Genomic DNA, 24,232 nt, shown 5'->3' on the forward strand with positions numbered 1-24,232 from the left:
AGCCAATGAGGCGATCGGTGAAACTGCTGAATGCTAGCGTGGGAAAGCTTCGCCGCGCCGGACCGTTTATTTTGCTCCAGGAGAGGTCCATTCATGCCCAGACTAGATGCAAAAACCCAATTGCCAGACGGCCAACGAGCCCTCGTTCGCGTCCCCTGAAAGCGAGGAGACGGAAGTGAACCACTTCGTCGAAACGCAAAGTGTATCGCCAGCCCAGGCGCGGGAGCTTGTGCGGCGCGACGGAAACGACTGGCGTAAGATCGATAATGCCGCCAAGTCTTATAAGGACGACAGCTAAGCACTTGCAAGCCGGGGGAAGGGAGCTTTGTCACGACATCCGCGGAGTTGCAAACCGAGCGGATCGGCTTGAGGTGACGAATGACCACCATCGCCATATTGGTAGCTTTCTCAGACCGTTTGCACCGGCCCGGTCTGGGGATCGAATAAAACCAGCGAAGGCCGCGTTCGAGCGGCGCTTTTGCTTCGACTGCGCTGCCGTAGAAAAGCCGCTCCGTCGTCATATTTTTTAATTAATACAGTTACTTCAACAGTCGCAGTGGAATCACGTGAGAGCTGTTGCAATCGGGCGCTCCGCCGCCTATTGTGCCTTGCAACAGCTCTGAGCTAAACGTATGGTAACTGTTGAATTGATTGATTTTGTTGAATTAAATAACGATCAGCGTCGGGAAAAAGTCAATTCCGACCAACGTTTCATTGCGCTCCAAGAGGCCCAAAGGAAGGCGAAGAGCTTTCGGGGATCCCTCGTCTGGCACACCGTGAACGGCATCGACCATTTGATGCGAAGCTACTACGACGCCGCTGGCGTACGACACCAAAAGGCAGAGGGTCGGCGCTCGCCGGCGAGCGAAGCTGTTAAGGCGGATTGGGAAGCAGCTCGCGCGTCCGCCCAAGAAACGCTCTCTGCGCGACAGGAGCAGATGGAGCGCCAATCTGCTGTCAATCGCGCGCTCCGGCTTGGGCGTGTTCCCCTGATCGCCGCAAGAATTATCAGAGCAATCGATAACGCCGGTCTTCTCGGGGAAGGCATTCGTATTGCAGGCACGAATGCGATCTACGCCTATGAGGCGGCGGCCGGAGTGTTCGTGGATCCCGGAATCACATCGACGCAAGATATCGATCTCCTCATGGACTCCCGCCAGTCCCTCAGGATCATGTCTGGCGCCAACGTCGAAGATGGAGCGCTCATCAACCTTTTGCGCAAGGTCGATCGGTCTTTCGAGCGTTCATCCGCCACATTCCGCGCGGTGAACCGCGACGGATATCTCGTCGATCTGATCAAACCGCTCGCAAACCCGGCGTGGAAGCCGAGCCGGGGAACTATCGGGAAGGCTGACGACGAATTGGTGGCCGCCGAGATCGCCGGCCTGGCATGGTTGGAAAATGCCCCTGCTTTCGAAGCAATCGCCATCGATGAAAAAGGCGGACCGTTACGGCTCGTGGCACCCGATCCGCGTATTTTTGCCGCTCACAAATTCTGGGTCTCAAAACGAGCTGATCGCGAGCCAATCAAGCGCCGTCGCGACCTGGCCCAAGCGCAAGTGGTTGCCCGGCTGACGTCGCAGTATCTCGAGCATCTCCCCTACGAAGCAAGCGAGCTTCGGGTCCTCCCAAGGGCCGTTTTCGACGAGGCCCATCATTTGTTCGCACAACCAGCGTCGCGGCCGTGAATGTCTGAGCAACATGTTTGCCGGCTGGATTGGCCCTCAACTTCCAACCGATCGAAGACGCGGCCCAGCAGCGCCAGATCGGAGGGACGAAAGACGCCAGCTTGCTCTGCTTTGGGACCAATTGGCACGACACCCCTTGATGCAGGCCCAGCCGACAGGATCGAAACTAATTGGCGCTATTACAGGGTTCAAGCTGGAGACAGCCGGTGATCCTAGAGTCTCGTGCTCATGCCGGTTCGATATTCGTTTGGAAGAAGTCTTTGCCGATGAAAAGCAGCGGTTCGTCTGCACGCTTTGCCAAAGCATAGGACAGGAAATCGGCAAAATTCAGCGCCGCCGGGTGGTGGCCTTTGCCGTAGGTCAGCCAAGCCTGGGTCGCCAGATCAACCAATTCGGAGTCGACAGGAATGATGTCGGCCTCGATTTTGCGCAGCCAAAGATCGATCTCGGCCAATGCGTGTTCGCCGCGCCTGCTGACCAGCACCATGCGTGCCTCGGGCACCCCGGTTGCCGGGACCAGTCGGATTGGGTCGGAGACCAGCGCTCGTTCCAGCCTTGCTGCCTCAGGCTCGCTCCGAAGGATCGCTACAACAGCTGAGGTATCGATCACCATCAGTTAGGGATTCCATGCTCGTCATACCCGATGATCTCCTCGTCGCTGCGAGCATCCAGTTCAGGCAATCGTGCCACTCTTTCTCGGATGGCGCGCAATTCTGCCAGCAGACGCTCCTGAGCGGTCTCTCCAAAGCCCAAGCGATGCAAGCGCTTGATGGATTGCTGCTGTCTTACTGATACCCTGGCGGCGTGCGAGTTCATCGGCGAGAGCAACGGTGGCCGGATTTTTGATATTCAGGGACACGAGAAACTCCAAAAATCTACCTTTCTGGCAATTTCCACCATAGTTCTCTAGGCTCTTCAACATACCTGCTAGCCTCGCCTACACCCGCGCCGGATTGATCATGACAATTGCCAGGCCGTTGCCTGCCAAGGCGGCGACCGCCAGTCTCTCGAAGCTGCCTGTCGACTCCAATCCGACAACGGCCGGCGAAAGGGCTGCCAATCGCCGAACCAGAGCCTCCACCCCGGCATGGTCATACCCACCGAGAACGCCTCGCCGGACGGCAAAACATGCACGTCGAGCCGATCCTTGGAACGTCGCTGCCAATAATGACTTCCCAATCGGGCTTCGCTTGCGGCCCTAGATACAGCCGGCTGTTCTGCTGGAGCGGAGATAGCCAGTCGGGCACCGGGTTGCTGAGCTATCGCGGTCGACGCACCGCATTTCGCAAGTCTCTGCACGTCATTCCACGATCGCCGGTTTTGCTTGTTGCAAGGCCCGCGCTCCTGCCTTTTCTAATGATCCCCGACCGCGCCACGAATCAGTTCGTGGCGAGAAACGGGGACCCCGCATGGCGACCAACCATCATGCCAGCAAGGGAGCGGTGTCGCGCGGCACGCGCATGCTGCGAACCGCCCTCGGCCCGGCCATCGCAGACTTCCTTGACGATCCAGCCATTGTCGAGGTGATGCTCAATCCCGACGGTCGCCTGTGGGTTGATCGTCTCAGCGAAGGACTCGTTGCAAGCAATGAAATACTGATCGCGGCCGACGGCGAACGGATCGTCAGGCTGGTCGCGCACCATGTCGGTGCGGAGGTGCATTCGGGCTCGCCGCGCGTTTCGGCCGAACTGCCCGGGACCGGCGAACGGTTCGAGGGTCTGTTGCCGCCTGTTGTCACGGCGCCAACCTTCGCCATCCGCAAGCCGGCAGTCGCGGTGTTCACGCTTCAAGACTATGTCGCCGCCGGCATCATGACCGAAGCCCAGGCTGGCGTCCTGCAGCTTGCCGTGAAGACACGCAAGAACGTGCTGGTGGCCGGCGGCACGTCGACGGGCAAGACCACGCTCGTGAACGCGTTGCTGGCGGAGGTCGCTAAAACCGCCGACCGCGTCGTGCTGATCGAGGATACGCGAGAGCTGCAGTGTGCTGCGCCCAATCTTGTGGCGCTGCGCACCAAGGACGGTGTCGCCTCGCTTTCCGATCTGGTGAAGTCGTCGTTACGCCTTCGGCCCGATCGCATTCCGATCGGCGAGGTACGCGGTGCGGAAGCGCTCGATCTGTTGAAGGCCTGGGGCACTGGCCATCCCGGCGGCATCGGCACCATCCACGCCAATTCTGCCATTGGCGCACTGCGGCGACTGGAGCAGCTCGTGCAGGAGGTGGTCATTACGGTTCCGCGCGCACTGATTGGCGAAACCATAGATCTCATCGCAGTTCTCGCTGGCCGCGGCTCAGCGCGCCGGCTCGTCGAGATCGCCCTGGTCGACGGGCTCGATCCGGCCACCGGCGACTACCGCACCCTGGAAGCAAATTTCGAGACCACAACGACCGTGAATCGCCACTCTCCCTATGGAGCTTCAGAATGACCCAGATCCGCTTCAATTCATCGGCTATCCGCAAACTTGCCGTGGAGCTGTCGTATGCGGCGACCGCCGCGATCATTACGATTGCGCCCGCCCATGCTGCCGGTTCCTCCATGCCCTGGGAGGAGCCGCTTCAGCAAATCCTTGAGTCAATCGAGGGGCCAGTCGCCAAGATCGTGGCGGTGATCATCATCATCATCACCGGTTTGTCGCTCGCCTTCGGCGACACGTCAGGCGGATTTCGCCGGCTGATCCAGATCGTCTTCGGGCTGTCGATCGCTTTCGCGGCAAGTTCGTTCTTTCTGTCCTTTTTCTCCTTCGGTGGCGGAGCTCTGATCTGATGGATGAGGAGATCCGTGGCTTTTTCGCGCCGGTGCATCGCGCGCTCACCGAACCGATCCTGCTCGGCGGCGCGCCGCGTGCGGTCGCCATCGCAAACGGCACGCTCGCCGGCGCGATTGGATTGGGGCTTCGCTTGTGGATCGCGGGGCTCATCATCTGGGCGGTCGGACATCTCGTGGCCGTCTGGGCGGCAAAGCGCGATGCGCAATTCGTCGATGTGGTTCGCCGCCACCTGCGCTATCCCACGCATTTCGGATGTTGAGGTTTCGCCATGATGAACCTCGCGGAATACCGAAAGAAGAGTGCCGGCCTCGTCGATTATCTGCCGTGGGCTGCCCTGGTAGCGCCGGGCGTGGTGCTCAACAAGGACGGCAGTTTTCAACGGATGGCGCGTTTTCGCGGGCCGGATCTGGACTCCGCCACGCCGGCGGAGCTCGTCGGCACGACCGCGCGGCTCAACGGCGCGCTGCGCCGGCTCGGCTCCGGCTGGGCACTTTTTGTCGAAGCCCAGCGCAATCCTGCCAGCGGCTACCCAGACAGCCGGTTCCCGGATTGCGCATCCGCACTTCTCGACATCGAGCGTCGCGAACAGTTCGAAGACTCCGGTGTGCTGTTTGAAAGCAGCTACTTCCTCACCTTAGTGTGGCTGCCTCCGGCCGAGGAAGCGTCGCGCATGGAGAGTTGGCTCTACGAAGGCCGGGAAAGGACCGGCGTCGATCCTTGGGAGCTCCTGAAGATTTTTGTCGACCGCACCGACCGCGTGCTCAACCTCATCGAGGGCTTCGTTCCCGAAGCTGACTGGCTCGATGACGGAGAGACGCTGAGTTACTTACACTCAACCATTTCGACCAAGCGGCATCGCGTTCGCGTGCCAGAAACGCCGATGCATCTCGATGCTCTGCTTGTCGATCAGCCGTTGGCCGGCGGGTTAGAGCCGAGGCTTGGCGATGCGCATCTGCGCACACTCACCATCACCGGGTTTCCGACGATGACCTTCCCGGGGATTCTCGACGATCTTAATCGCCTTGCCTTCCCCTACCGCTGGTCGACGCGGGCGATCATGCTGGACAAGACCGACGCGACCAAGTTGGTGACGAAGATACGCCGTCAGTGGTTCGCGAAGCGGAAATCCGTCGCCGCGATCCTCAAAGAGGTGATGACCAACGAGGCATCCGTTCTCGTCGACACGGACGCCGCCAACAAGGCGGCCGATGCGGACGCGGCGCTCCAGGACCTGGGCTCTGACCAGATCGGCGAAGCCTACGTCACCGCCACCGTTTCGGTCTGGGATGCCGATCCGTCGATCGCCGACGAAAAGCTGCGTCTGGTCGAAAAGATCATTCAGGGCAGGGACTTCACCTGTATCGCCGAAGGCGTCAACGCTGTCGAAGCTTGGCTGGGCGGTATTCCTGGCCATGTCTATGCCAATATTCGCCAGCCGCCGCTTTCCACGCTCAACCTCGCGCACACGATTCCGCTCTCCGCGGTCTGGGCAGGTCCGATCGAGAACGAGCATCTTGGAGCGCCGCCGCTGTTCTTCGCCAGAACGGAGGGCGCCACACCGTTCCGGTTCAGCCTGCATGTCGGCGACGTCGGCCACACCCTCGTCATCGGCCCGACGGGCGCTGGCAAGTCGGTCCTGTTGGCGATGATCGCGCTGCAGTTCCGGCGCTACGAAAACAGCCAGGTCTTTGCCTTTGATTTCGGCGGCTCAATCCGCGCGGCCATACTCGCCATGAATGGTGACTGGCACAATCTCGGAAGCGATACCGCAAGCGGGCAAGGGTCTGACGATCCGTTGCCCTTGCTCACTTTGACCGATCTGTCGGACGACGTTGACACCGTGTCGCTGCAGCCGCTTGCTCGCATCCATCATACGCCGGAGCGGGCCTGGGCGGCCGACTGGCTTTTCGACATTCTACTGCGCGAAGGCGTGCCCATCACGCCGCAGGTCAAGGAACATCTGTGGTCGGCGCTGACGTCGCTGGCTTCTGCGCCCGTCCACGAACGGACGCTGACTGGCCTGTCCGTATTGCTGCAATCTTCGCCGCTGAAGCAGGCGCTCCTTCCCTACTGCATCGGTGGCCCTTATGGCGGCCTGCTCGATGCCGAACACGAGCGGCTGGGCGAGGCTTCGGTCCAGGCGTTCGAAACCGAAGGCCTGATCGGCACAGGTGCAGCGCCCGCCGTGCTCGCCTATCTTTTCCACCGCATCGAGCAGAGGATGGACGGCCGGCCGACACTGCTGCTCATCGACGAGGGCTGGCTGGCGCTCGACGATGGCGGTTTCGCCGACCAGCTGCGCGAATGGCTGAAGACGCTGAGAAAGAAGAACGCCAGCGTGGTCTTCGCCACGCAGTCGCTTTCGGACATCGCCGGATCGCCAATCGCGCCGGCAATCGTCGAAAGCTGCCCAACGCGGCTGTTCTTGCCGAACGAGCGCGCTATCGAGCCGCAGATCGCCGAGATCTATCGACGCTTTGGTCTCAACGATCGTCAGATCGAGATCATCGCCCGGGCGATACCGAAGCGCGACTATTACTGTCAAAGCCGCCGCGGCAACCGTCTGTTCGAACTGGGACTCGGTCCGATCGCGCTGGCGCTCTGCGCCACATCGTCCAAATCAGACCAGGCCGCGATCGACCGGACAATCGCCGAGGCCGGCCGAGAGCATTTCCTCGAGGCCTGGCTAGCGGAGCGCGGTCTCTCCTGGGCGGCCGACCTCATCCCAGGTCTCACCAACGTGATCGACCGATCCACAAAGGAGCTTCCCTCATGAATTCCGTTCTTGCAGGTCGCCGTATCCGTCGCATGGCGGCAGCCGGCGCAATCGTCGTCGCGACGGCGCTATCATCGGCACCAGCATCGGCACTGATCGTGTTCGACCCAAAGAACTACGCCGAGAACCTGCTTTCGGCATCGCGTGCGCTGGAGCAGATCCACAACCAGATCACCTCGCTGCAAAACGAAGCGCAGATGCTGATCAACCAGGCGAAGAATCTCACTTCGCTGCCAACCTCGCTGCTTGGCCAGATCGAGGGCAATTTTTCCGAGATGAAGAGCTTGCTCGGCGAAGCCGAGAAGCTGGCCTATAGCGTCCAGGATATCGAGAGCCAGTTTGCCTCCACTTACACGAATTTCGGTTCGGATCTCTCCAGCCAGCAGCTTGTCGAGGGTGCGCGTCAGCGCTGGCAGACCTCGGTGTCTGCCTTCGAGCATTCGCTGAAGACCGGCGCCGTCGCAGTAGACAACATCGCAGAGACACAGGAGCAGACGAGTGCGCTGGTCAGCGCCAGCCAGTCGGCTGTCGGCGTGCTGCAGGCGACGCAAGCCGGCAACCAGCTCCTCGCCGTGCAAGCCAAGCAAGTTGCCGATCTCACTGCGATGCTGGCCGCACAAGGACGAGCCGAGGCTCTTGAGCAAGCGAGAAGGGCGGCCGCACAGGAGCAGGCGCGGGAACAGTTCAGCCGTTTCATGACGGGCAGCAGCTACAGTGCGTCATCCGTAAAAATGTTCCACGACTGAGGCGAAGACCGCATGGATCTCAAGATCGCCGCCCGGATAACAGCCGTTCTTGCCCTTGGCGCCGCCATGACCGCCGCCTCCATGGCGCTGCGCGGCGGCGGCTCGCAGGACGCGTCCTCCCCGCGCTCCGCATATTCGGGCGGCGAGCCGGCAAGCGTCGAGCTTGCCCGATGCCGGGACATCGGCATGGCGGCGATCGATGACGACGCCTGCAGGAAAGCCTGGGCGGAAGGCCGCCGACGCTTCCTGCGGCCATCCCGCCCGATCATGCCAAACGTGGCTCCGCCGACCGAAAAGGACCCGACCCGGCTGCCGCCGCTCCAACCGCCAACGCCGCCTTTCGCGGACGACCGGCCCTATCCCGAAACGGTGGCGCCATGAACGACACCGGCGTCATCGACCGCTTCCTCGAGACTTTCACTCGCTACATCGATTCCGGCTTTGGTCTGCTCGGTGGGGAAGTTGCGTTTCTCACTTCGACCCTGATTGTGATCGACATCACACTGGCCGGCCTGTTCTGGGCATGGGGTGCTGATGAAGACGTGCTGCACCGACTGGTGAAGAAGACGCTCTATATCGGCTTCTTTGCCTTCATCATCGGCAACTTCAATAGTCTGGCCGGCATCGTCTTCGAGAGCTTTTCCGGGCTCGGCCTGAAGGCTGGAGGCTCGGCACTTTCAGGCTCGGCATTGCTGCAGCCGGGCCGCGTCGCACAAGTCGGCATCGATGCCGGCAATCCGATCCTCGAAGCCGCCAGCCAACTGATGGGCTACGTCTCGTTCTTCGAGAATTTCGTCCAGATCGCAGTGCTTATGATCGCCTGGGCGATCGTACTGATTGCGTTCTTTCTTCTGGCCGTCCAGATCTTCGTCACGCTGGTCGAATTCAAGCTGACGACGCTTGCCGGGTTTGTGCTGCTCCCCTTTGCGCTGTTCAACCGGACCGCCTTCCTTGCCGAAAAAGTGCTCGGCAACATCGTTGCCTCCGGCGTGAAGATCCTGGTCCTTGCCGTCATCGTCGGCATCGGCTCGGGCCTGTTCGGCGAGTTCACCCAAGGCTTCGGCGCCGAACAGCCCACAATCACGGATGCGCTGTCGCTTGTCCTGGGCGCTCTGTCGCTGATGGGATTGTCGATCTTCGGTCCCGGCATTGCGACGGGGCTGGTCTCCGGTGCCCCGCAACTGGGCGCAGGTGCCGCTGTTGGCACGAGCCTGGTCGCTGGCGGCCTTGGCGTGGCCGGCGCTATGGGTGCCCGCGCCGGATCGAGCGGCGCAGCAGGCGGGCTCAGTGCAGGCGGGCGTATGTCGGCAGCAGCCGCACGCGGCGGCGCGCACCTGGCCGGCAGCACTTCGGCCGCCTGGGAACTTGGCGCAGCCACGTCTGGAAGAGGTGGTGCAGGCTCAGTCGCCGCCGGCATGGCGGGTGTCGCAAAGGCTGGTGCCAGCGCTGCCGTTCAACCCGTCAAGCAAGCAATGTCGCGCGCCGCTTCAGCTCTGTCCGATAGCTACGAGGCCGGCCGCTTGGCAGCTTGGGCTGCGACGAGTGGAGAACGATCGTCGGGAACGGCTTCCTCCGGTGACTGGTCGACCTCCGAAACCAGTTCCGACGCCCCGCCCGCATGGGCAAAACGCATGAAGCGCAGCCAGGCCATGAGCCACGGCGCCAGTATCGCCGCCCATTCGGTCCACTCAAGTGATGATGGGGGCGGCTCGATGAATGTTTCCCTCGATCAGGACGATCGCCGATGACCCCCTTAAGACGCCCTTTTGTTCGTTACGCAAAAACGCCTCACCCCGAGACGCCATATCAGCGTGCAGCCCAGATTTGGGACGAGCGCATCGGCTCGGCTCGCGTCCAGGCGAAAAATTGGCGGCTGATGGCCTTCGGCTCTCTCGTCCTGGCCGGCGGTTTTGCATCCGCATTGGTCTGGCAGTCGACGCGCGGCTCAGTGGTTCCCTGGGTGGTGGAAGTCGACAAGTTCGGCGAAGCGCAGGTTGTCGCTCCGGCCGTTGCCGACTATCGGCCGACTGATCCGCAGATCGCCTGGCATCTGGCCCGCTTCATCGAAGAGGTCAGAAGCATTCCGGCCGACCCGGTCATCGTCCGCCAAAACTGGCTGCGCGCCTACGACTACACCACAGACCGGGGCGCCATTTCCCTCAATGATTATGCTCGCTTGAACGACCCTTTTGCCAAAGTGGGCAAACTCCAGATGGCCATCGAGGTTTCCAGCGTCATCCGTGCTTCGCCGGATTCCTTCCGCGTCGCCTGGATCGAGCGCCGCTACGAGAACGGCACCTTGGCCGGCACCGAGCGCTGGACCGCAATCCTCACAGTCGTGATCCAGCCAACCCGCGACGCCGACCGGCTGAAAGCCAATCCGCTCGGCGTCTACGTCAATGCCATCAACTGGTCGAAGGAGCTTTCATGATGTCTGCGGCACGAACATTGGCGAGACCGGCCATGCGCAATGGGCCCAGGGCGCGTATGTTTGCCCTGGCACTGCTGTCAGCAACGGCGCTCGCCGGCTGTGCTTCGAAAAAATACATTCCGCCGGAAATCGCCTACGACGATGCGGTGCCTGCGGTGCGCAGGGTCGAGCCGCCTGGTCCGGTCAAAGTGGTGGAAGTGCCGAAACCGCTTCCACTGCCTGGTCAGTTGAAACCAGTAGAGGCCACGAAGGTGAAGCCGGAGCCAGCCGATCCGAAGCAGCGGATCAGCCAGGCCAATGAGGCCGCACGCATGCAGCCGGTTCGCGGCGGTTTCGTCAATGCCATCCAGCTCTATCCCTGGAGTGAGGGCGCGCTCTACCAGATCTACGCCGCACCCGGCCAGGTCACCGACATCGCCTTGCAGCCCGGCGAGCAGCTTGTCGGCTCCGGGCCAGTCGCCGCAGGTGACACAGTGCGCTGGATCATCGGCGATACGCAAAGTGGGACAGGGGAGCGCCAGCAGGTCCATATTCTTGTGAAGCCGACACGGCCGGATCTGCAGACCAACCTCATCATAAACAGCGACCGCCGCACCTATCATCTCGAGCTCCGCTCGACCGAAAAGACCTACATGGCGTCGGTCTCCTGGCAATACCCGCAGGACCAGCTGATTGCGCTGCGGCGCCAGAACGCGCAGGCTTCCGCCGCAAAGCCGGTCGCGTCCGGCGTCGACATCCAGAAACTGAATTTCCGCTACCGCATCGAGGGCGATGCCGCACCCTGGCGGCCGCTTCGCGCCTTCGACGACGGTGCAAAGGTCTACATCGAGTTCCCGTCGGGCATAGGGCAGGGGGAAATGCCGCCGCTCTTTGTCATCGGCCCGTCGGGCGGCTCGGAGCTGGTCAACTACCGTGCTCGCCAGAACTACTACGTCGTTGATCGGCTGTTTGCCGCCGCTGAATTGAGGCTCGGCGACAAAACAAGCGAAAAGCGCGTCCGCATCGTGCGCACGGACGGCAAACGAACCTCGCCCAGCACGAGGCTGTTCCGATGAGCGACCCTGCAAATGCACCCAACCAGGACATTCGAGCGGAACTGCGCCTTCGGCCCGAACCGGCCAGGGTCACGCGACTGTCGCGCAAGGTGCTGATAGGCGTTGGTGGAGTTGCCAGCGCGGCGATCCTCGGCACGTTGATTTGGGCGCTCGACACCAGACAGCGCGGAACCGAACAGCCGCCCGAGCTCTTCACCACCGAAAACCGCTCAACGGCCGACGGGCTACAGAAGCTGCCGAAGGACTATGCCGGTGTTCCGCAACTCGGCCCCGCGCTGCCTGGCGATTTGGGCCGGCCGATCTTGCGTGCGCAGGAGCGTGGCCAGCCGATTAGGGCGTCCAACGTCAGTGGACCGCGCGCAGATCCGGAGGAGCAGCGCCGACTGGCCGAGATCGAGGCCGCACGCGTGGCAAAACTGTTCACCGACACCAGCGCGCGGGTGCATCCGGTAAGACAGGATGCAAACACGGTCGCGAACACTTTGTCCGGCCCGACACCGCCGATCGAGGAGCCACCGATCGATCCAGGCCCCGCTCAAAACATGCAGGACCGCAAGCTCGCTTTCGTCAATGCCGGACCGGATCGGCGCACCGTCAGCCCCGATCGGCTCGCCGAGAAGGCCTCGCCCCACATCGTGCAGGCTGGTACCGTCATTCCGGCAGCCCTCATCACCGGCATTCATTCCGACCTGCCCGGCGCCATCACCGCTCAGGTCACGGAAAATGTCTACGACAGCCCAACGGGCTCATACCTTCTGATCCCGCAGGGTGCACGACTGATCGGCCAGTACGACAGCCAGGTCGCGTTCGGTCAGTCGCGCCTGCTGCTGGTGTGGAACCGGCTGATCATGCCCGATGGCACATCGATCGTGCTGGAGCGGCAGCAGGGCGCTGACACGCAAGGGTTTTCTGGCCTTGAAGACGAGGTTGACCATCATTGGGGCCAGATGTTTCGGGCCGCCGCGCTCTCGACATTGCTGGGCATTGGGACATCGCTTGGGTCTAGCGACGACGAAAGCGAAATCGCCAAGGCCATCCGCGAAAGCTCGCAGGACTCGGCCTCCGATATTGGCCAGCAGCTCGTGCGCAATCAGCTCAACGTGCAGCCGACGCTCACGGTGCGGCCCGGTTTTCCGGTTCGCGTGATTGTCAATCGCGACCTTCTTCTTGTGCCTTACGGCACGTCAAAGGATCCATCATGACCAAGCTGAAACTTTCCGCCATTCCCGATGACGGTCCGGTCAAGATCACCGTCGAACTGCCTGCCGCCGTTCATCGCGATCTCGTCGCCTATGCTGATTATCTGAACAGTCAACATGTCTTTGTCTCACACGCAGGAGGTGAACAATGCCAGATCTGAGGCTCGGTCGGCTGCCGAAGGTTGGTGTCGTCCGCATGACGATCATCCTGCCGGAGCCTCTCAAGGAGGAACTCGATCAGTATGCGGCCGAGCACAGCCGGCTCTATGAACCCGTGGACACCGCTGCCCTGATTCCGCACATGCTGGAAGCCTTCGTCGGTTCGGATCGCGGTTGGCGCAGCCGTAAGGCGAAGGCCGGCCGTGGCCGTCAACGAGGGGCGTCTCCAGCCAGCAGCACGACGAGAAGCGGTGCTGAAGGTGATGGCCCCGCCTGAAGCTGTCCTGGTGGCTTTACCCTAAGCGGAATATCGGTTCCCACCCTAAGCAGAAGCTCGCTTGCTCCGGGCCAATTCACGGCCATGACCCAACAGAGATCTACGGCCCTTTGGGATGAAGGTCCGGAAGGGAGGACAAAGCAGCCAATCAGAAGTTCCTCCTCGCCCGTTCAGGCGAGCACTCGAGGTTGAATTGGCCGCTTTGCCCTCATACTCAAAGAACTTCGCGTAGCGGCTCCACCAGATGACCGCCCGCAGTGTAGCGTCATCCCCTCCTCGGACATGTGATCCTCAAGCCCTTCGGAGAAACGCTCAAAGGGCGCGCAATGCCTCGGGCGTTTATCGTCCGCCTGATCGGAGCGGCCCGGGACACTAAGCAATCAGATGTCGGAAAAAGAGCCGCTTTCGTCATCCACCTCGGACGCAACAACCTTTGTCCACTGTCGGCGAAGTTCAATTGCCGCGAACAGCGCCAGCTCGTGTCAATTTTTCCGAGACGATTTCTGCAAATTGTCATAAGAGATAATGTATAAACTTACGACAGTCCAAACGAAAATTGAGTTATATTTTAATTAATAGCCCATGTTAGTTTTCGACACAGTTCGAGTTATATTTCTGATTGCTCATAATATGGCTTCATGTTATGGTCACATTGCGTAGTTTTAGCTTTATGCTTGTTTGGCGAGTTTTATCGTCAGCAAGAAGGCGACCTGAGGGCAATCTCGGAATTAAACAGACGGTAATGGCGACAGACAACCGCCATGTTACTGATATTTCCATTTTGCCAGTTCTAGCGATTTCAACAACCCTGTCGAAATACTCATCGACGGAGTGGCTTGTGGTGCAGCGATGCAGCATTTTGGTTTCGATTTCCGTGGGTTCCACTGCTTCGCGGCGGATGCCGACATGAAGTCTTGGCACTATCTGCCGCAGAGCGCAGATGTGCAGAGGGATGACGCGGGAAAGCCGATCCTGAGCTTCACCGATCTCGGTTCGACGGCCTATCTAATTTTCTCGGCGCGATGGGGCGCTACCAATGAAGATATCGAGGCGCTGCGCCAGGAAATAGCGGCCCGTTCGGGCCAGCCGGATGCGGCACAGACCCGGCTGTCGTTTGCGCCGATCACCGCGCCGCTTTGCAACGCCCTGATCGGTGACGGCCGCGGGACCTTTGAAATCGCCGCAAGCAGCGTGACATCGGGTTATCCGCCCTATGCCGCGGTCTTCGATCTCGCCCTCGAAGCCGAGTGGCTCGCATCTGCCCGCGCCGGTGTGCGGGAGCAAGCTGGCTTTCTCGCCGTGGAATATCTCGCGGGCCATCGCATGCCGATAAAAGGCAGGGCGCGGTTCCGCGCGCCGGCCGCTCTCATGGATGGATTGCGCCTCGACAGCGAAGACCTCGCGGAGCAGCTTGATGACGCCATCCGGGATGGCAGGGCCAGCATCGCGATCGAAGTCGACGGTGCGCCTGACGGAAAGATTCCCCAGACGCTGCACAGCAAGCTTTTCGCGCTGATCGCGGCAACGATCAGGCAGTCGCCCGCTCACCGGACGGGTGGCGACGCCGATATCGCGGTTGAACTCGAGCAAATAATTGAAGAGCCAGTCCGTGCGTTTCGCGATCTCGGCACGCTAGTAGCAGCGGAGTCGAACCGAATGCTCCCAGGAGGTGAAGATGCTGCAGATTGACAAGGTACAAGAGATCGAGGGCATGACGGTCTTTGGCGATTCGGACAATTTCAATGTCTTCTATCCGCTGGCGCAACAACCACGTTACCGTCGCGGCCCCGACGGCAGATTGTCGTTCGCTTTCTATAAATACAGGTTCCCGGTCGATAGGCCCGACGGCAAGAAAGGCGGCGGCTTCCTTCTTTTTGACGTCGAGTTCGTGGTCGAAGACGAGGTCCTGATCAAGGTCAAGCAGAAGCTGGCCGAACAGGTGGCTGCCGAGGCCAATCGCCTCGGAATCCAGCCGGTACCGGACGTCGTCATCGGTGCTTTCACCTATACCAAGGGAACGACGTCATTGCTCTATCCCCAAGGCCTCGTCGAAAGGGAAGTTCCCAGCGGCGGAACGCCATCGCTCTTCGGCAACAACATCTCGACATTCGCGCTGGAACTGCCACCCGAGGGTGCCACTTTCTTCGAGCAGGCCATGCAGGGCCAGGGAGGCGCCGTCGCTATCGCCTATGAGCTGTGGTTTTGGGCGCAACTGCCGGCGATTAACGTCAACGGCTATTTCAACGCATCGAAGTTCTACACCTTCTATCAGACCATCGACACCGACTGGAACCTGTGGTCGGAGGATTCCTACAGGGAGACCGTCCGGGAACAGACGATCAATTCGGAATCGATGCACATCGATTTCGAGTGGGGCGGGGTGACCGATGAAAAGATCAGGGGGCCGATCCGCGACTGGGCATACCGCACGCTGGAAAAATCCATCGAACGCAACATGATCGATGCCATCGCGCCGGTTCCCGACGATCAGCGCAAATTGCCCGACGGGATCGAGGATGTCACGCGCGACATCTCGAACACCAAGATCACCAATATCTACATCAACTACAAGGAGTCGCAGACTGTCGAGTGGCGCGTGGCGCCTCGCGGCGTCCTGCCCAACATCACCAACCTCAAGGATGGCAACGGCGCGCCGGTCAAGTGGAGCGACTATGCCCGCGTGATCGATCTCGATGACCCGTTCTTCAAGACGCTGCGCATCAACACTTTCGTCAACGCCGATTTCAAAGGACTGCCGATCCACTCAGTCGAAGTGAAGCTAATTTACAAGGGCCGGCCCATGGCCAATCTCGCGGAAGGCGAGCCCGACGGCGAAGTCGTCATGAACAAGGAAGAGGATGTCGGGAAGTTCGCGGCTTATGTCGAAGGCGACGACTGGAAATACACCTACAGTTACCAGGTCAATTACCGCGGCGAGAGCCGGCAGTACCAGTCACCCGAAATCGAGACGAACGAAGGCAACCTCACCATCGGGGTCGACGATGTGGGCGTGCTTTCCATCGAAGCCACGGCCGGCGACATCAACTGGACCGAACTCGACCGCGCCGCCGTCGTGCTGACCTACGAGGATGACGCGGGCGGTGTGGAAGGACTCGAGGAGCAGTTCAACCTCACCCAGGCAGCGCCTACATTCAAGATCCAGCGCGTCATTTTCCAGCCGATGCGGAACAACTACAAATACCGCATCAAGTATTTCATGAAGGATGGCCGCGAATACCAGGGCGCCGAACGTCAGGGCCGATCGCAGAGGCTGTTCATCAACGATGTGTTCGATGCGCGCAAGACGGTTTCGGTGCGTGGCGTCGGCGACTTCGCCAACAGGATACAGACCGTCTTTGTCGATCTCGAATACACAGACGCCGCGCATACCTATACGCAGACCAAAAGCCAGGCGCTGACGGCGGCCAGTCCCTTTTTCGACTGGACCTTCCCGGTCATCGACGAAAAGGCGGGCAAGGTCACCTACAAGGCCATGATCGCTTACAAGGACGGCACGACGGACACGGTGCCGGTGACGGACGCTGCGTCCGGAACCATCGTGCTGCCGCCGCCGGCGGAAGCATTCCTCGAAGTGCAGATCATCGCTGACCTGATCAACTGGGAGCAGGTGAAATTGGCGCGCGTGTCGCTGAATTACGACGATCTCGCCAGCGATGTCTCACAAGCCAAGGATTTCGTCTTCAGTGCCAGCAACAAGGCCAACACCACATGGAAGGTGGAGGTCAAGAACAAGGAGCAGGACGATTACACTTACGCCGTCAGCTACTACCTGGCGACCGGGCAGAAGAAGGATGTTCCGCCAACGTCTACCAGCGAGCTTGCCCTGATTCTCGACCCCGCCGCCTGACGCTTACGCCGCGAGTGAGACCTTCATGCTTTATCTCAAGCCTCCATTCCACATCGTCCGCGGCGTGGCGGTCTTTCCGGATCACGCGAACAACCGTGCGTTCTATTTCCTGCCGGCGGAGCCGCATCTCTCGATGGTGCTGGACACTGCCACAGGCGTGAAAGTGCCGCAGATCCAATTGCTCAAGTTTCGCGGCGGAGCGGGAAACGGGGGCTTCCTGACGTTCCAGGTCGACCTGGGTCTGGATGATGGCGTGATGGACGACATCGCAGCGGAACTCCGCGGCTTGTATCCCGGAGAGGGGCCCATCCAACTGGCGCCCGTTATCCTCGAAGGGGGGAGCGTGCGCCTGATCATGCTCGGCCGCGCCACGGACGAGCAGGGCAAGCCGTTGTGGGATACGGAGCAGCAACAGCGTTTCGTCGTACGCATCACGCATCCCTCGAAGCCTTCGCTCTATGGAAACAACCAGGCGATCTTCAGTGTCGAACTCGATCAGGAAGGCGTCGAACTGGTCGAGAACTCCATATTGCACAGCGAGCTGATGCCAATCGGAGTCGTCTATCAGCTGGACTTCTTCGCCCTGCGCCCCGCCTTCTCGGTCAAGATTTCGGCCGATTGGAACCGGGTGCAAACCCACATGGAGGAGAGTTTCACGACCGATATCCTGTTCGCGTCCACCGAGATCGACAAGGTCGTCGACAAGCTGGTCGAGACCCAGGTGGTGCAGATCGATGTCGATTCATTCCTTCCGGAGGGCGAGGACGCGGGCTCCTGGGTCGGGCGGCGCGATCAGGCAATCGATCAGTTCAAGGACATGGTGCTGGAGAATTTCTTCAAGCCCAGTCTTGAACCGATGAAGGAGGAAAAAGACGGCTGGGATCGCTTCACCGATACGGCGGAGCGCCTGGCGCTTCTGGGCGCGACCGGCGGCTGGGGCGGCGTCGCCAAGTTCAGTTATGTGAAGAAGGACCTGCAGCGCATCGACCAGAAGCGCGCCAGTCTGCAGATGAACGAGCGCGTGACGGTGAAGCGCAGCATCTACCCGCAGGCGACGCTGAAGGGGTTGGGCAAGATGTTGCGCGACGCGCAGGGGCAGATTGATGCCGGTCGCTTCATTCAGGAGGTGACGCTCGACGATCCATGGTTCGATAAGCGGAAGATCAAGGCCTACTCACTCGTCAACTTCGAGCACGATGAAGTCGATTCGGTGAACCTGACGCTGACCTATGATGGCCAGCCGCGAACCATCCGGCTGAGCAAGGATCAACTGGACGGCAGCCAGGAATGGAACAGCCTCCTGGACGGCGGCAAGATGGTCCGCGGCATCCCCTATGAGTATCGGGTCACGTTCCACGATGTCGACTCTGGTGAGCGGCCCGGCGTCGTCAATACCGGCACGCTGACAACCATCGGCGACGAGTTCGAAGTCTCGCCGCGCAGCGACGGCCTCTATTTCATCGACGATATCCAGATCGGGGCGAGCCTGCTTCCCTGGGATCGCTTTCCGCAGGTTGCCGTCGAGGTGCGCTACAACGATCCGGTGAACCGCATCGATCTCGCCGAGAGCTTCCTGCTCACCCAGGACAAGCCGGAAGTCACCTGGAAACGGTTCCGCCTCGACAGCACCCTGGACCGCTACGACCTGAAGATGACGTTCATGGCGGCCGACCACAGGGACATCGTCCTCGACTGGGCGCCGACCGACCAGGAGCGCCTGATTGTGCGCGATCCTCATCCGCAGAAGCGGACGCTACAGGTCGCGCCTGCCGTGGACTGGCGCCTCGTCGCCATGATTCTCGTTGACCTGCGCTATGTCGATGCCGCGAACGGCATCGACGAACAGCAGACGCTCACCTTCTATGACACGCCGACGGACCGCAATCCCAAGGCGTTCTCGGTTAATCTCGCCGATGCGAGCCAGCGTCTCGTGAGCTACGCGGCCACGATCATACTGAAGGACAATCGCGTCATCACCATTCCCAACTCGATGACAACCGGATCGACCATCGCGCTGCGCACCGACATGGTCGGGCACAAGGTGGTGACGGTTACGCCACCGGACATCGATTTTACCGCGCGCGGCATCGAGCGCGTCGAAGCGCAGCTCTCATACCGCGACAACGATGCAGGGTTGAGCTTTCAGGACCGGCTGGTTTTCACCAAGCCGCGCGACATCGGCTTCTTCGAGTTCGACTACGTTTCGCCCGACCACTCGAGCTACGGCTGCCTGGCCACGCTTGTCTTGTCCAACGGCCTCGTCCTCGAGCGGGACCTGGGGAGCCTCGGCCTTGATCGGCTGGCGCTGCCGGCGGGTTGAGGAGCGTGTAATGCCGGGAGCTGAGCCATGCTGATGATGGGAAGCAAGACGGTTACGGTCGAAGGCGTTACGGTATTCGCCGATCATGCCGACCCGGCGCAATTCTGGTACCTGCCGGCGCCGGTCGTTCTTGCCGAGCGCGAGGGCGTGCCGCAATTCACGCTCATCCGCTACCGGCCGGCGGTGGCGGGCGCGGGCGTAAAGGGTGGCGGCTTCCTCATGATGGAGGTCGAACTGCGTCTCGATCCGGAGGTGGAACGCAAGATCATCGGTGCGGTAGCACGCTTCAGCAATGGCACGCCTCGGCTCACCCCTGTTCCCTTCGATGACGGCAAGGTGCAGGTAATCGCGCTCAATGTCCAGGGAAGCGGCGGCACCATGGCGACGCCGTCACCGGCCGGCGCCTTCGTGGCGGTGGAGGCGGTGCTCGGCGCAACCAAGCCATCGCTCGGCGGCAACAATACGGCGATCTTCAGCCTGACGCTCAGCGAGGAGGGGTCGACCATCCTCGACCAGGCATTCAGGCAGGGCGCCACGCCCGTCGGCGTCATCTACGACCTCAAATACACCGCGCTGCGGCCGGCGCTGGATGTCAAGATAACCGCGAATTTCAAGCGGATCTACGATCGCCTGAACTTCAGCGTCGACCTGACCGCCGGCGCCGTCATCTATGGCGTTCCCGTCTATCTCGAGGCGGGCATCGACATGGCTTTCGAGAAGCTGAAGCAGGACGGCGTCATCGACATCAAAGTCATCAATTTCTCCAGCGCCGCCGACCAGGACGACAAGGAGAAATGGGCGCTCGATTTCTTCAAGCAGAATCTGCTGCAGCAATGGTTCCAGCCGACACTGGCTCCCGTCACCTTCGATCGAAAGCCACCGGCTGGCGGCACGCCGCCGTCCGGTGGTGGCGGTGCAGCGCCGTCAGGGGGCGGCAGCGCTTCGCCCGCTGGTGGCGGAGGTTCTCCCGCGGGAGGCGGCGCGGCACCCGCTGGCGGTGGCGGATCGGCTTCCCCTGCTGGCGGCGGATCGGCGGTGCCTGCCGGTGGCGGGGCGGCACCAGCCAGCGGCGGCGCATCGCACGCCAGCGGCGGGGCGGCACCAGCCAGCGGTGGCGCACCGCACGCCAGCGGCGGAGCAGCGCCAGCCGGCGGTGGCGCGGTGCCTGCCAGCGGTGGTGCATCGCCACCCGCCGGAGGAGCGCCGGCTGGCGGCAGCGCGCCGTCCGGTGGGAGTTCGCCGCGTCCGGCCGGCGGCGAGATGGCAAGCGAGTCGACCGTCATGCCAATGCGCTATGAAACGCGCGAAGTGTGGGCCTATGCCTTTCTCGAAGCGGCCGGACGAGCCCCGGCGCAGTTCACCCGCACGATCGATCCGGAAACCCCGGGTTATGACGTGCAGATGACGCAGCGCGCCGACAGCGACGAGGTGACGCTGCTATTTCTCGGTGCAAGCGAGCCCCCCATCGTGTTCATCAACGGAACACAGGAAGCGCTGTCAGATGACCGGCAGGCGACGCTCACCCTCGCGGCGGGCGCCACCGTCCAGGTCGAAGCGACCTATCGTCCCACGCCCGGCGGCCAGCAGGAATTCCGGCTCTATTTCGATTTTGACAAACCGCGCGCGCAGGGCTGGTCCGTGTCGCCGCCCTCGGCCGCCTATGGCGGCTACCTGGCCAACCGCACCACTCCGCTGGATTCGCGGTTTGAAACGAGTACGGGTCAGCCGGGCGTCAGCGGCGATGGCGCGCATGGCGCCGACGCCTTGCGCGGCTGGCTCGGGAATACGCTCGGTTCGCCAAGGCGCGTGACGGTCGAGAGCCATGCGAGCTACGAGGGCAATGATGGCGCGGCGAGCCTCAACCAGGATCTCACGCAGCGCCGCGCCGATGTCGCCGTGGGCATCGTCGGCGCCGATGCGCAAGTCACGTCGGTCACGCCCATGGGCTTCAGTGTGGCGCGGGCCGCCGGCCGATCCGGCAGTCCCGAGGATCGCTATGCGCTGGTGCGCGGCGCTTCAGCCGAAGGGCGGGCGGTGACAATTCGCGGAACGCTTTCGCGCGCGGCCGCTCCTTCCAATGGCGGCGCCACGCCGCCGGCCTCCGATGGCGGTGGTTCAGCACCTCCGGCTTCCGGCGGCGGCACAACGCCTCCAGCTTCGGGTGGCGGTTCAGCGCCTCCAGCCTCGGGTGGAGGGGGAACGGCGCCTCCAGCTTCAGGTGGCGCCACGCCGCCTCCGGCTTCGGGCGGCGCTGCCGCACCCAAGCCCGGCACCACGGCGCCGACGATCCCGCAGCAGCCGCCGCTCGGCGTGAAGCTCGCGTTCCGGCTCCAGAAGATCGAGCAGATCGAAGACAAGACCGTGACTCTGCAATACAATCGCCAATCGGCGGAACAGCGCAGCTTTGCGCCACAAGGATTGATCGGGCTGCTTGCCGACGATCTCGACGGACCGCCGCATTTCATAGAGGTCGATCTCGACAGCCCCTTCTTCCGGGAACTCGCTATTCAGATCGACGCGCCTTCCGTCTTCGATCCGATCGGTCTGATGAAGGCCGATGTCGCCATCGAATACGGCCGCGCAACGGACCCGGTCGGCATCAAGCACAAGGACATCAGCTTCAGGCCCGGCGGCGCCAACCAGGACAAGGCATCGTTCTTCCTGAACCCGAAGTTCGACTTGAGTTACACGCTCTCGTTGCAATATCATTTCAACCCGCTCTCCGGTTGGGATGGCGAGAAGCTTAGCTACGACCTGCCGCCGGTGTCGTCCCTAGACCGCACGCTGCTGGTCAATCCGTTCCGCGATTTTGGATTCTATGAAATTCGGATCGTGCCGGGGGACATCGATCCCGACATGGTCGATTCCACCGATGTGTTTCTGCACTACGAGCATCCCGGCCAGTGGTCGCGCGACACCATGATCACCGTCACGCCCGGCGATGTCCCCAAGAGTTGGAAGCTGCGTCTCAGCGATCCGGAGCAGCGCTGGTTCACCTATCGCTGGGTTCACCGCCTCAAGGATGGGAGCACGAAGGAAATCGCTCCCCTGCGCACCAACATTCCTCTCATCACCGTGAACGACCCGTTCGACGAGCCGCTGATTATCGAACTCTACCCAAATTATGATGCCTCGCAGATCCGCCTGGTCATTGTCGATTTGAGCTATCAGGAGAAAAACTCGACGAAGAAGCGCACGCAGCAGATCAAGTTCCAGCCAACCGAGGTGGACTCGCGGCGTATCCGCTTTGGCCGCACGGATCGCAGTCAGAACACCTACACGATGCAGATCACCGTTCTGGGCGTCGATAACTCGGTACGCCGGCTTCCACCTGTCAACCCTGCAACCACAACAGTGTTCTTGGGCGAATACATGGCCCACGAGACATTACGAAGGAGAGTGCTATGAGCAGTGCAACAAGTGCTACCTTACAGGCCAAGGAAGCGAAGCCGGCGCGCGAAGGAAAGAGCTACGGCTATCAGAAGCCTGCCGAAGCAGCGGCGGCGCCCGTCGTAGTCGCAGTCTCCGCCGTCGAGACGCAGAAGCAGAAAGTGGTCTCCGCCTTCGACGATTTTCTGGACGCCTTGGCGGACCAGGTTTCGCCTGGCGGCACGGGTGGAACCACTCCAAGCAACGGCTCCACTCCCAACGCGCCGGGAACCGGGCCGGGCACAACATATCCCGCAACAGGCACCGGAGGAACTGGCACCGGAGGAGCGGGAAGCGGCAGCGGAACCGGAACGACGACGGGCGCGGGAACCGGAACGACGGGAACCGGCGCGCCGAGCGGCGGCACGGGAACGACGGGAACCACCGCGCCCTCGACCGGTGGAGAAGCTGCAAACAGCGAAGCGGCCAAGAAGGAAGCATTTGAACGTTATGTCGCCGTGCAGAAGGAAGCCTATGTTCTTGATCGCTTGCGCGAATCCACGAAATTGAGAAGGAAGCAATCCGAGTCAGCTCCGTCTCCCACCGCGACCCTCATCGGCGCGGTCAACATGCATCAGTCGGACTCCAATCGCGCGCCGCTGACGGAGTCGAAGGAGTTCAAGTCGTATTTCGGGGCCCAGGGCCGCTCGCAGGCGCCGACAATCGAGAAGATGGCTGCGCCGCGCTCGGAGCGGCCGGAGACGGTTCCAGCCCCGGGCGTCGTCAACCTGAAGCCCATCGACGCCTACTGGGGCAGCTATGGCAACGCGATCGAGCGGGCGGCGGCGCGAGCTCAACTGGTCAGCACCAAGCTTTACGAGGTCATTCTTGGAAGCGACGACCGTGTGCGCGTCACCAACAATCAGCTTTACCCGTGGCGCTGCATCTGCTCGCTCCTGATTACAGCCAATACCGGGGCCCAATATGTCGGAACCGGCTGGTTGGTCGGGCCGCGGCTGCTGTTGACGGCGGGGCATTGCGTCTACATGTCGGACGAGGGTGGTTGGGTCAGCCAGATCGAAGTGGCTCCGGGCCGCGATGCCGACAACCGTCCGTTCGGCACGGTCGTCGCCACCGACATGCGCAGCGTGACCGGATGGACACGTGACGGAAATTCCGATTTCGACTATGGTGCGATCATCCTGCCCGCCGACAAACGCCTCGGCGATCAGCTTGGCTGGTTCGGCTATGCCAACCGGCCGGACGATTACCTGCGCAACGTCACGCTGAACCTGTCTGGATATCCGGGCGACGGCGGTCCGGCCCATGTCGACGGCACTCAATGGTTCCACAGCCGGACGGTGAAAGACGTCTTCGAAAAACAGCTCACCTATGAGATCGACACATATGGCGGACAGAGCGGCTCGCCGGTCTGGGAAATGACCAGCGAAGGCTATCGCTATGGCGTGGCGATCCACACTTTCGGAACCTCGGTCAACAATGGCGGCACCCGCATCACCGGCGAAGTTCACCAGAACATCCTGAACTGGTCCGGCGAGGCGGCCTAGGAGGGCGG

The 24,232-nt window shown here is 61.6% G+C and carries 19 protein-coding genes and 2 pseudogenes; 19 read left to right on the plus strand and 2 right to left on the minus strand.

The genetic code is table 11. The annotated features are described in order from the left end of the window. Positions 1-175 precede the first annotated feature (175 nt). Together NKJ23_RS04155 and NKJ23_RS04160 are read left to right on the plus strand one after the other, a co-directional pair. Positions 176-298, plus strand: coding sequence for a hypothetical protein (locus NKJ23_RS04155; protein WP_352678387.1), 123 nt, complete (start codon positions 176-178; stop codon positions 296-298). A gap of 334 nt (positions 299-632) precedes the next feature. Continuing rightward, positions 633-1,688 carry a GSU2403 family nucleotidyltransferase fold protein gene (locus NKJ23_RS04160; protein ID WP_352678389.1) on the plus strand — a complete coding sequence of 352 codons (1,056 nt, stop codon included), beginning with the start codon at positions 633-635 and terminating at the stop codon, positions 1,686-1,688. 226 nt (positions 1,689-1,914) lie between these two features. On the opposite strand, the gene NKJ23_RS04165 is transcribed toward NKJ23_RS04160, so the two are convergent. Both NKJ23_RS04165 and NKJ23_RS04170 read right to left on the minus strand, forming a co-directional pair. Continuing rightward, positions 1,915-2,301 carry a type II toxin-antitoxin system VapC family toxin gene (locus tag NKJ23_RS04165; RefSeq protein WP_352678391.1) on the minus strand — a complete coding sequence of 129 codons (387 nt, stop codon included), beginning with the start codon at positions 2,299-2,301 and terminating at the stop codon, positions 1,915-1,917. After that, positions 2,301-2,610 (minus strand): annotated as a pseudogene (locus NKJ23_RS04170) (type II toxin-antitoxin system VapB family antitoxin). Before NKJ23_RS04170 ends, NKJ23_RS04165 begins: the two are co-directional and overlap by 1 nt. Positions 2,611-3,097: 487 nt before the next feature. Between NKJ23_RS04170 and trbB the strand changes: the two are divergent. The 17 genes and pseudogenes from trbB (at position 3,098) to NKJ23_RS04255 (ending at position 24,224) form a co-directional block, all read left to right on the plus strand. Further along, positions 3,098-4,114, plus strand: a complete 1,017-nt coding sequence (gene trbB / locus NKJ23_RS04175; RefSeq protein ID WP_352678393.1) for a P-type conjugative transfer ATPase TrbB — start codon at positions 3,098-3,100, stop codon at positions 4,112-4,114. Continuing rightward, positions 4,111-4,452 (plus strand): TrbC/VirB2 family type IV secretion system protein, encoded by a 342-nt coding sequence (locus NKJ23_RS04180; RefSeq protein ID WP_352624541.1) that lies wholly within the window; start codon positions 4,111-4,113, stop codon positions 4,450-4,452. The genes trbB and NKJ23_RS04180 overlap by 4 nt, the downstream gene beginning before the upstream one ends. Next, entirely contained in the window at positions 4,452-4,715 is a 264-nt protein-coding gene (locus NKJ23_RS04185) for a VirB3 family type IV secretion system protein (RefSeq protein ID WP_023679160.1), read from the plus strand. The genes NKJ23_RS04180 and NKJ23_RS04185 overlap by 1 nt, the downstream gene beginning before the upstream one ends. Positions 4,716-4,724: 9 nt before the next feature. Next, the gene (gene trbE, locus NKJ23_RS04190; RefSeq protein ID WP_352678395.1) at positions 4,725-7,232 is read left to right on the plus strand and encodes a conjugal transfer protein TrbE; all 2,508 of its coding nucleotides are present in this window, start codon (positions 4,725-4,727) and stop codon (positions 7,230-7,232) included. Continuing rightward, entirely contained in the window at positions 7,229-7,978 is a 750-nt protein-coding gene (trbJ, locus tag NKJ23_RS04195) for a P-type conjugative transfer protein TrbJ (RefSeq protein ID WP_502900265.1), read from the plus strand. Before trbE ends, trbJ begins: the two co-directional genes overlap by 4 nt. A gap of 12 nt (positions 7,979-7,990) precedes the next feature. Further along, positions 7,991-8,359 carry a putative entry exclusion protein TrbK-alt gene (gene trbK-alt / locus NKJ23_RS04200; protein ID WP_352678397.1) on the plus strand — a complete coding sequence of 123 codons (369 nt, stop codon included), beginning with the start codon at positions 7,991-7,993 and terminating at the stop codon, positions 8,357-8,359. Then, complete coding sequence (gene trbL / locus NKJ23_RS04205) at positions 8,356-9,726, plus strand: P-type conjugative transfer protein TrbL (protein ID WP_352678399.1); 1,371 nt, start codon at positions 8,356-8,358, stop codon at positions 9,724-9,726. The genes trbK-alt and trbL overlap by 4 nt, the downstream gene beginning before the upstream one ends. Then, positions 9,723-10,409, plus strand: a complete 687-nt coding sequence (gene trbF / locus NKJ23_RS04210; RefSeq protein WP_352576715.1) for a conjugal transfer protein TrbF — start codon at positions 9,723-9,725, stop codon at positions 10,407-10,409. Before trbL ends, trbF begins: the two co-directional genes overlap by 4 nt. Before the next feature lie 32 nt (positions 10,410-10,441). Then, positions 10,442-11,464 carry a P-type conjugative transfer protein TrbG gene (gene trbG / locus NKJ23_RS04215; RefSeq protein ID WP_352678402.1) on the plus strand — a complete coding sequence of 341 codons (1,023 nt, stop codon included), beginning with the start codon at positions 10,442-10,444 and terminating at the stop codon, positions 11,462-11,464. Continuing rightward, positions 11,461-12,666 (plus strand): TraB/TrbI/VirB10 family type IV secretion system protein, encoded by a 1,206-nt coding sequence (locus tag NKJ23_RS04220; protein ID WP_352678405.1) that lies wholly within the window; start codon positions 11,461-11,463, stop codon positions 12,664-12,666. The genes trbG and NKJ23_RS04220 overlap by 4 nt, the downstream gene beginning before the upstream one ends. Continuing rightward, positions 12,663-12,770, plus strand: a pseudogene (locus NKJ23_RS04225) (DUF2274 domain-containing protein); the annotation flags it as partial. The gene NKJ23_RS04220 and the pseudogene NKJ23_RS04225, both read left to right, overlap by 4 nt. A gap of 41 nt (positions 12,771-12,811) precedes the next feature. Continuing rightward, positions 12,812-13,099, plus strand: a complete 288-nt coding sequence (locus NKJ23_RS04230; protein WP_352678408.1) for a DUF2274 domain-containing protein — start codon at positions 12,812-12,814, stop codon at positions 13,097-13,099. An 849-nt stretch (positions 13,100-13,948) separates the two neighbouring features. Beyond that, positions 13,949-14,788, plus strand: coding sequence for a hypothetical protein (locus NKJ23_RS04235; protein WP_352678410.1), 840 nt, complete (start codon positions 13,949-13,951; stop codon positions 14,786-14,788). Beyond that, positions 14,775-16,967: a hypothetical protein gene (locus NKJ23_RS04240; RefSeq protein WP_352678412.1), complete on the plus strand. Its 2,193-nt coding sequence runs from the start codon at positions 14,775-14,777 to the stop codon at positions 16,965-16,967. Before NKJ23_RS04235 ends, NKJ23_RS04240 begins: the two co-directional genes overlap by 14 nt. A 25-nt stretch (positions 16,968-16,992) precedes the next feature. After that, positions 16,993-19,287, plus strand: a complete 2,295-nt coding sequence (locus NKJ23_RS04245; protein ID WP_352678415.1) for a hypothetical protein — start codon at positions 16,993-16,995, stop codon at positions 19,285-19,287. A 27-nt stretch (positions 19,288-19,314) separates the two neighbouring features. Continuing rightward, positions 19,315-22,695: a hypothetical protein gene (locus tag NKJ23_RS04250; RefSeq protein WP_352678418.1), complete on the plus strand. Its 3,381-nt coding sequence runs from the start codon at positions 19,315-19,317 to the stop codon at positions 22,693-22,695. After that, the gene (locus NKJ23_RS04255; RefSeq protein ID WP_352678421.1) at positions 22,692-24,224 is read left to right on the plus strand and encodes a trypsin-like serine peptidase; all 1,533 of its coding nucleotides are present in this window, start codon (positions 22,692-22,694) and stop codon (positions 24,222-24,224) included. The genes NKJ23_RS04250 and NKJ23_RS04255 overlap by 4 nt, the downstream gene beginning before the upstream one ends. Positions 24,225-24,232: the final 8 nt, after the last annotated feature.

It is taken from the genome of Mesorhizobium sp. M0184 (genome assembly GCF_040322215.1).
Taxonomy (GTDB): Bacteria; Pseudomonadota; Alphaproteobacteria; order Rhizobiales; family Rhizobiaceae; genus Mesorhizobium.

Bases quoted from the DNA above. Each gene is read 5' to 3' on its own strand.
- NKJ23_RS04180 (WP_352624541.1), top strand. From the start codon at position 4,111: ATGACCCAGATCCGCTTCAATTCATCGGCTATCCGCAAACTTGCCGTG.
- trbF (WP_352576715.1), top strand. From the start codon at position 9,723: ATGACCCCCTTAAGACGCCCTTTTGTTCGTTACGCAAAAACGCCTCAC.
- NKJ23_RS04165 (WP_352678391.1), bottom strand. From the start codon at position 2,301: ATGGTGATCGATACCTCAGCTGTTGTAGCGATCCTTCGGAGCGAGCCT.
- NKJ23_RS04220 (WP_352678405.1), top strand. From the start codon at position 11,461: ATGAGCGACCCTGCAAATGCACCCAACCAGGACATTCGAGCGGAACTG.
- NKJ23_RS04240 (WP_352678412.1), top strand. From the start codon at position 14,775: ATGCTGCAGATTGACAAGGTACAAGAGATCGAGGGCATGACGGTCTTT.
- NKJ23_RS04245 (WP_352678415.1), top strand. From the start codon at position 16,993: ATGCTTTATCTCAAGCCTCCATTCCACATCGTCCGCGGCGTGGCGGTC.
- trbE (WP_352678395.1), top strand. From the start codon at position 4,725: ATGATGAACCTCGCGGAATACCGAAAGAAGAGTGCCGGCCTCGTCGAT.
- trbL (WP_352678399.1), top strand. From the start codon at position 8,356: ATGAACGACACCGGCGTCATCGACCGCTTCCTCGAGACTTTCACTCGC.
- NKJ23_RS04230 (WP_352678408.1), top strand. From the start codon at position 12,812: ATGCCAGATCTGAGGCTCGGTCGGCTGCCGAAGGTTGGTGTCGTCCGC.
- NKJ23_RS04250 (WP_352678418.1), top strand. From the start codon at position 19,315: ATGCTGATGATGGGAAGCAAGACGGTTACGGTCGAAGGCGTTACGGTA.
- trbB (WP_352678393.1), top strand. From the start codon at position 3,098: ATGGCGACCAACCATCATGCCAGCAAGGGAGCGGTGTCGCGCGGCACG.
- NKJ23_RS04185 (WP_023679160.1), top strand. From the start codon at position 4,452: ATGGATGAGGAGATCCGTGGCTTTTTCGCGCCGGTGCATCGCGCGCTC.
- trbJ (WP_502900265.1), top strand. From the start codon at position 7,229: ATGAATTCCGTTCTTGCAGGTCGCCGTATCCGTCGCATGGCGGCAGCC.
- NKJ23_RS04255 (WP_352678421.1), top strand. From the start codon at position 22,692: ATGAGCAGTGCAACAAGTGCTACCTTACAGGCCAAGGAAGCGAAGCCG.
- trbG (WP_352678402.1), top strand. From the start codon at position 10,442: ATGCGCAATGGGCCCAGGGCGCGTATGTTTGCCCTGGCACTGCTGTCA.
- trbK-alt (WP_352678397.1), top strand. From the start codon at position 7,991: ATGGATCTCAAGATCGCCGCCCGGATAACAGCCGTTCTTGCCCTTGGC.
- NKJ23_RS04235 (WP_352678410.1), top strand. From the start codon at position 13,949: ATGCAGCATTTTGGTTTCGATTTCCGTGGGTTCCACTGCTTCGCGGCG.
- NKJ23_RS04160 (WP_352678389.1), top strand. From the start codon at position 633: ATGGTAACTGTTGAATTGATTGATTTTGTTGAATTAAATAACGATCAG.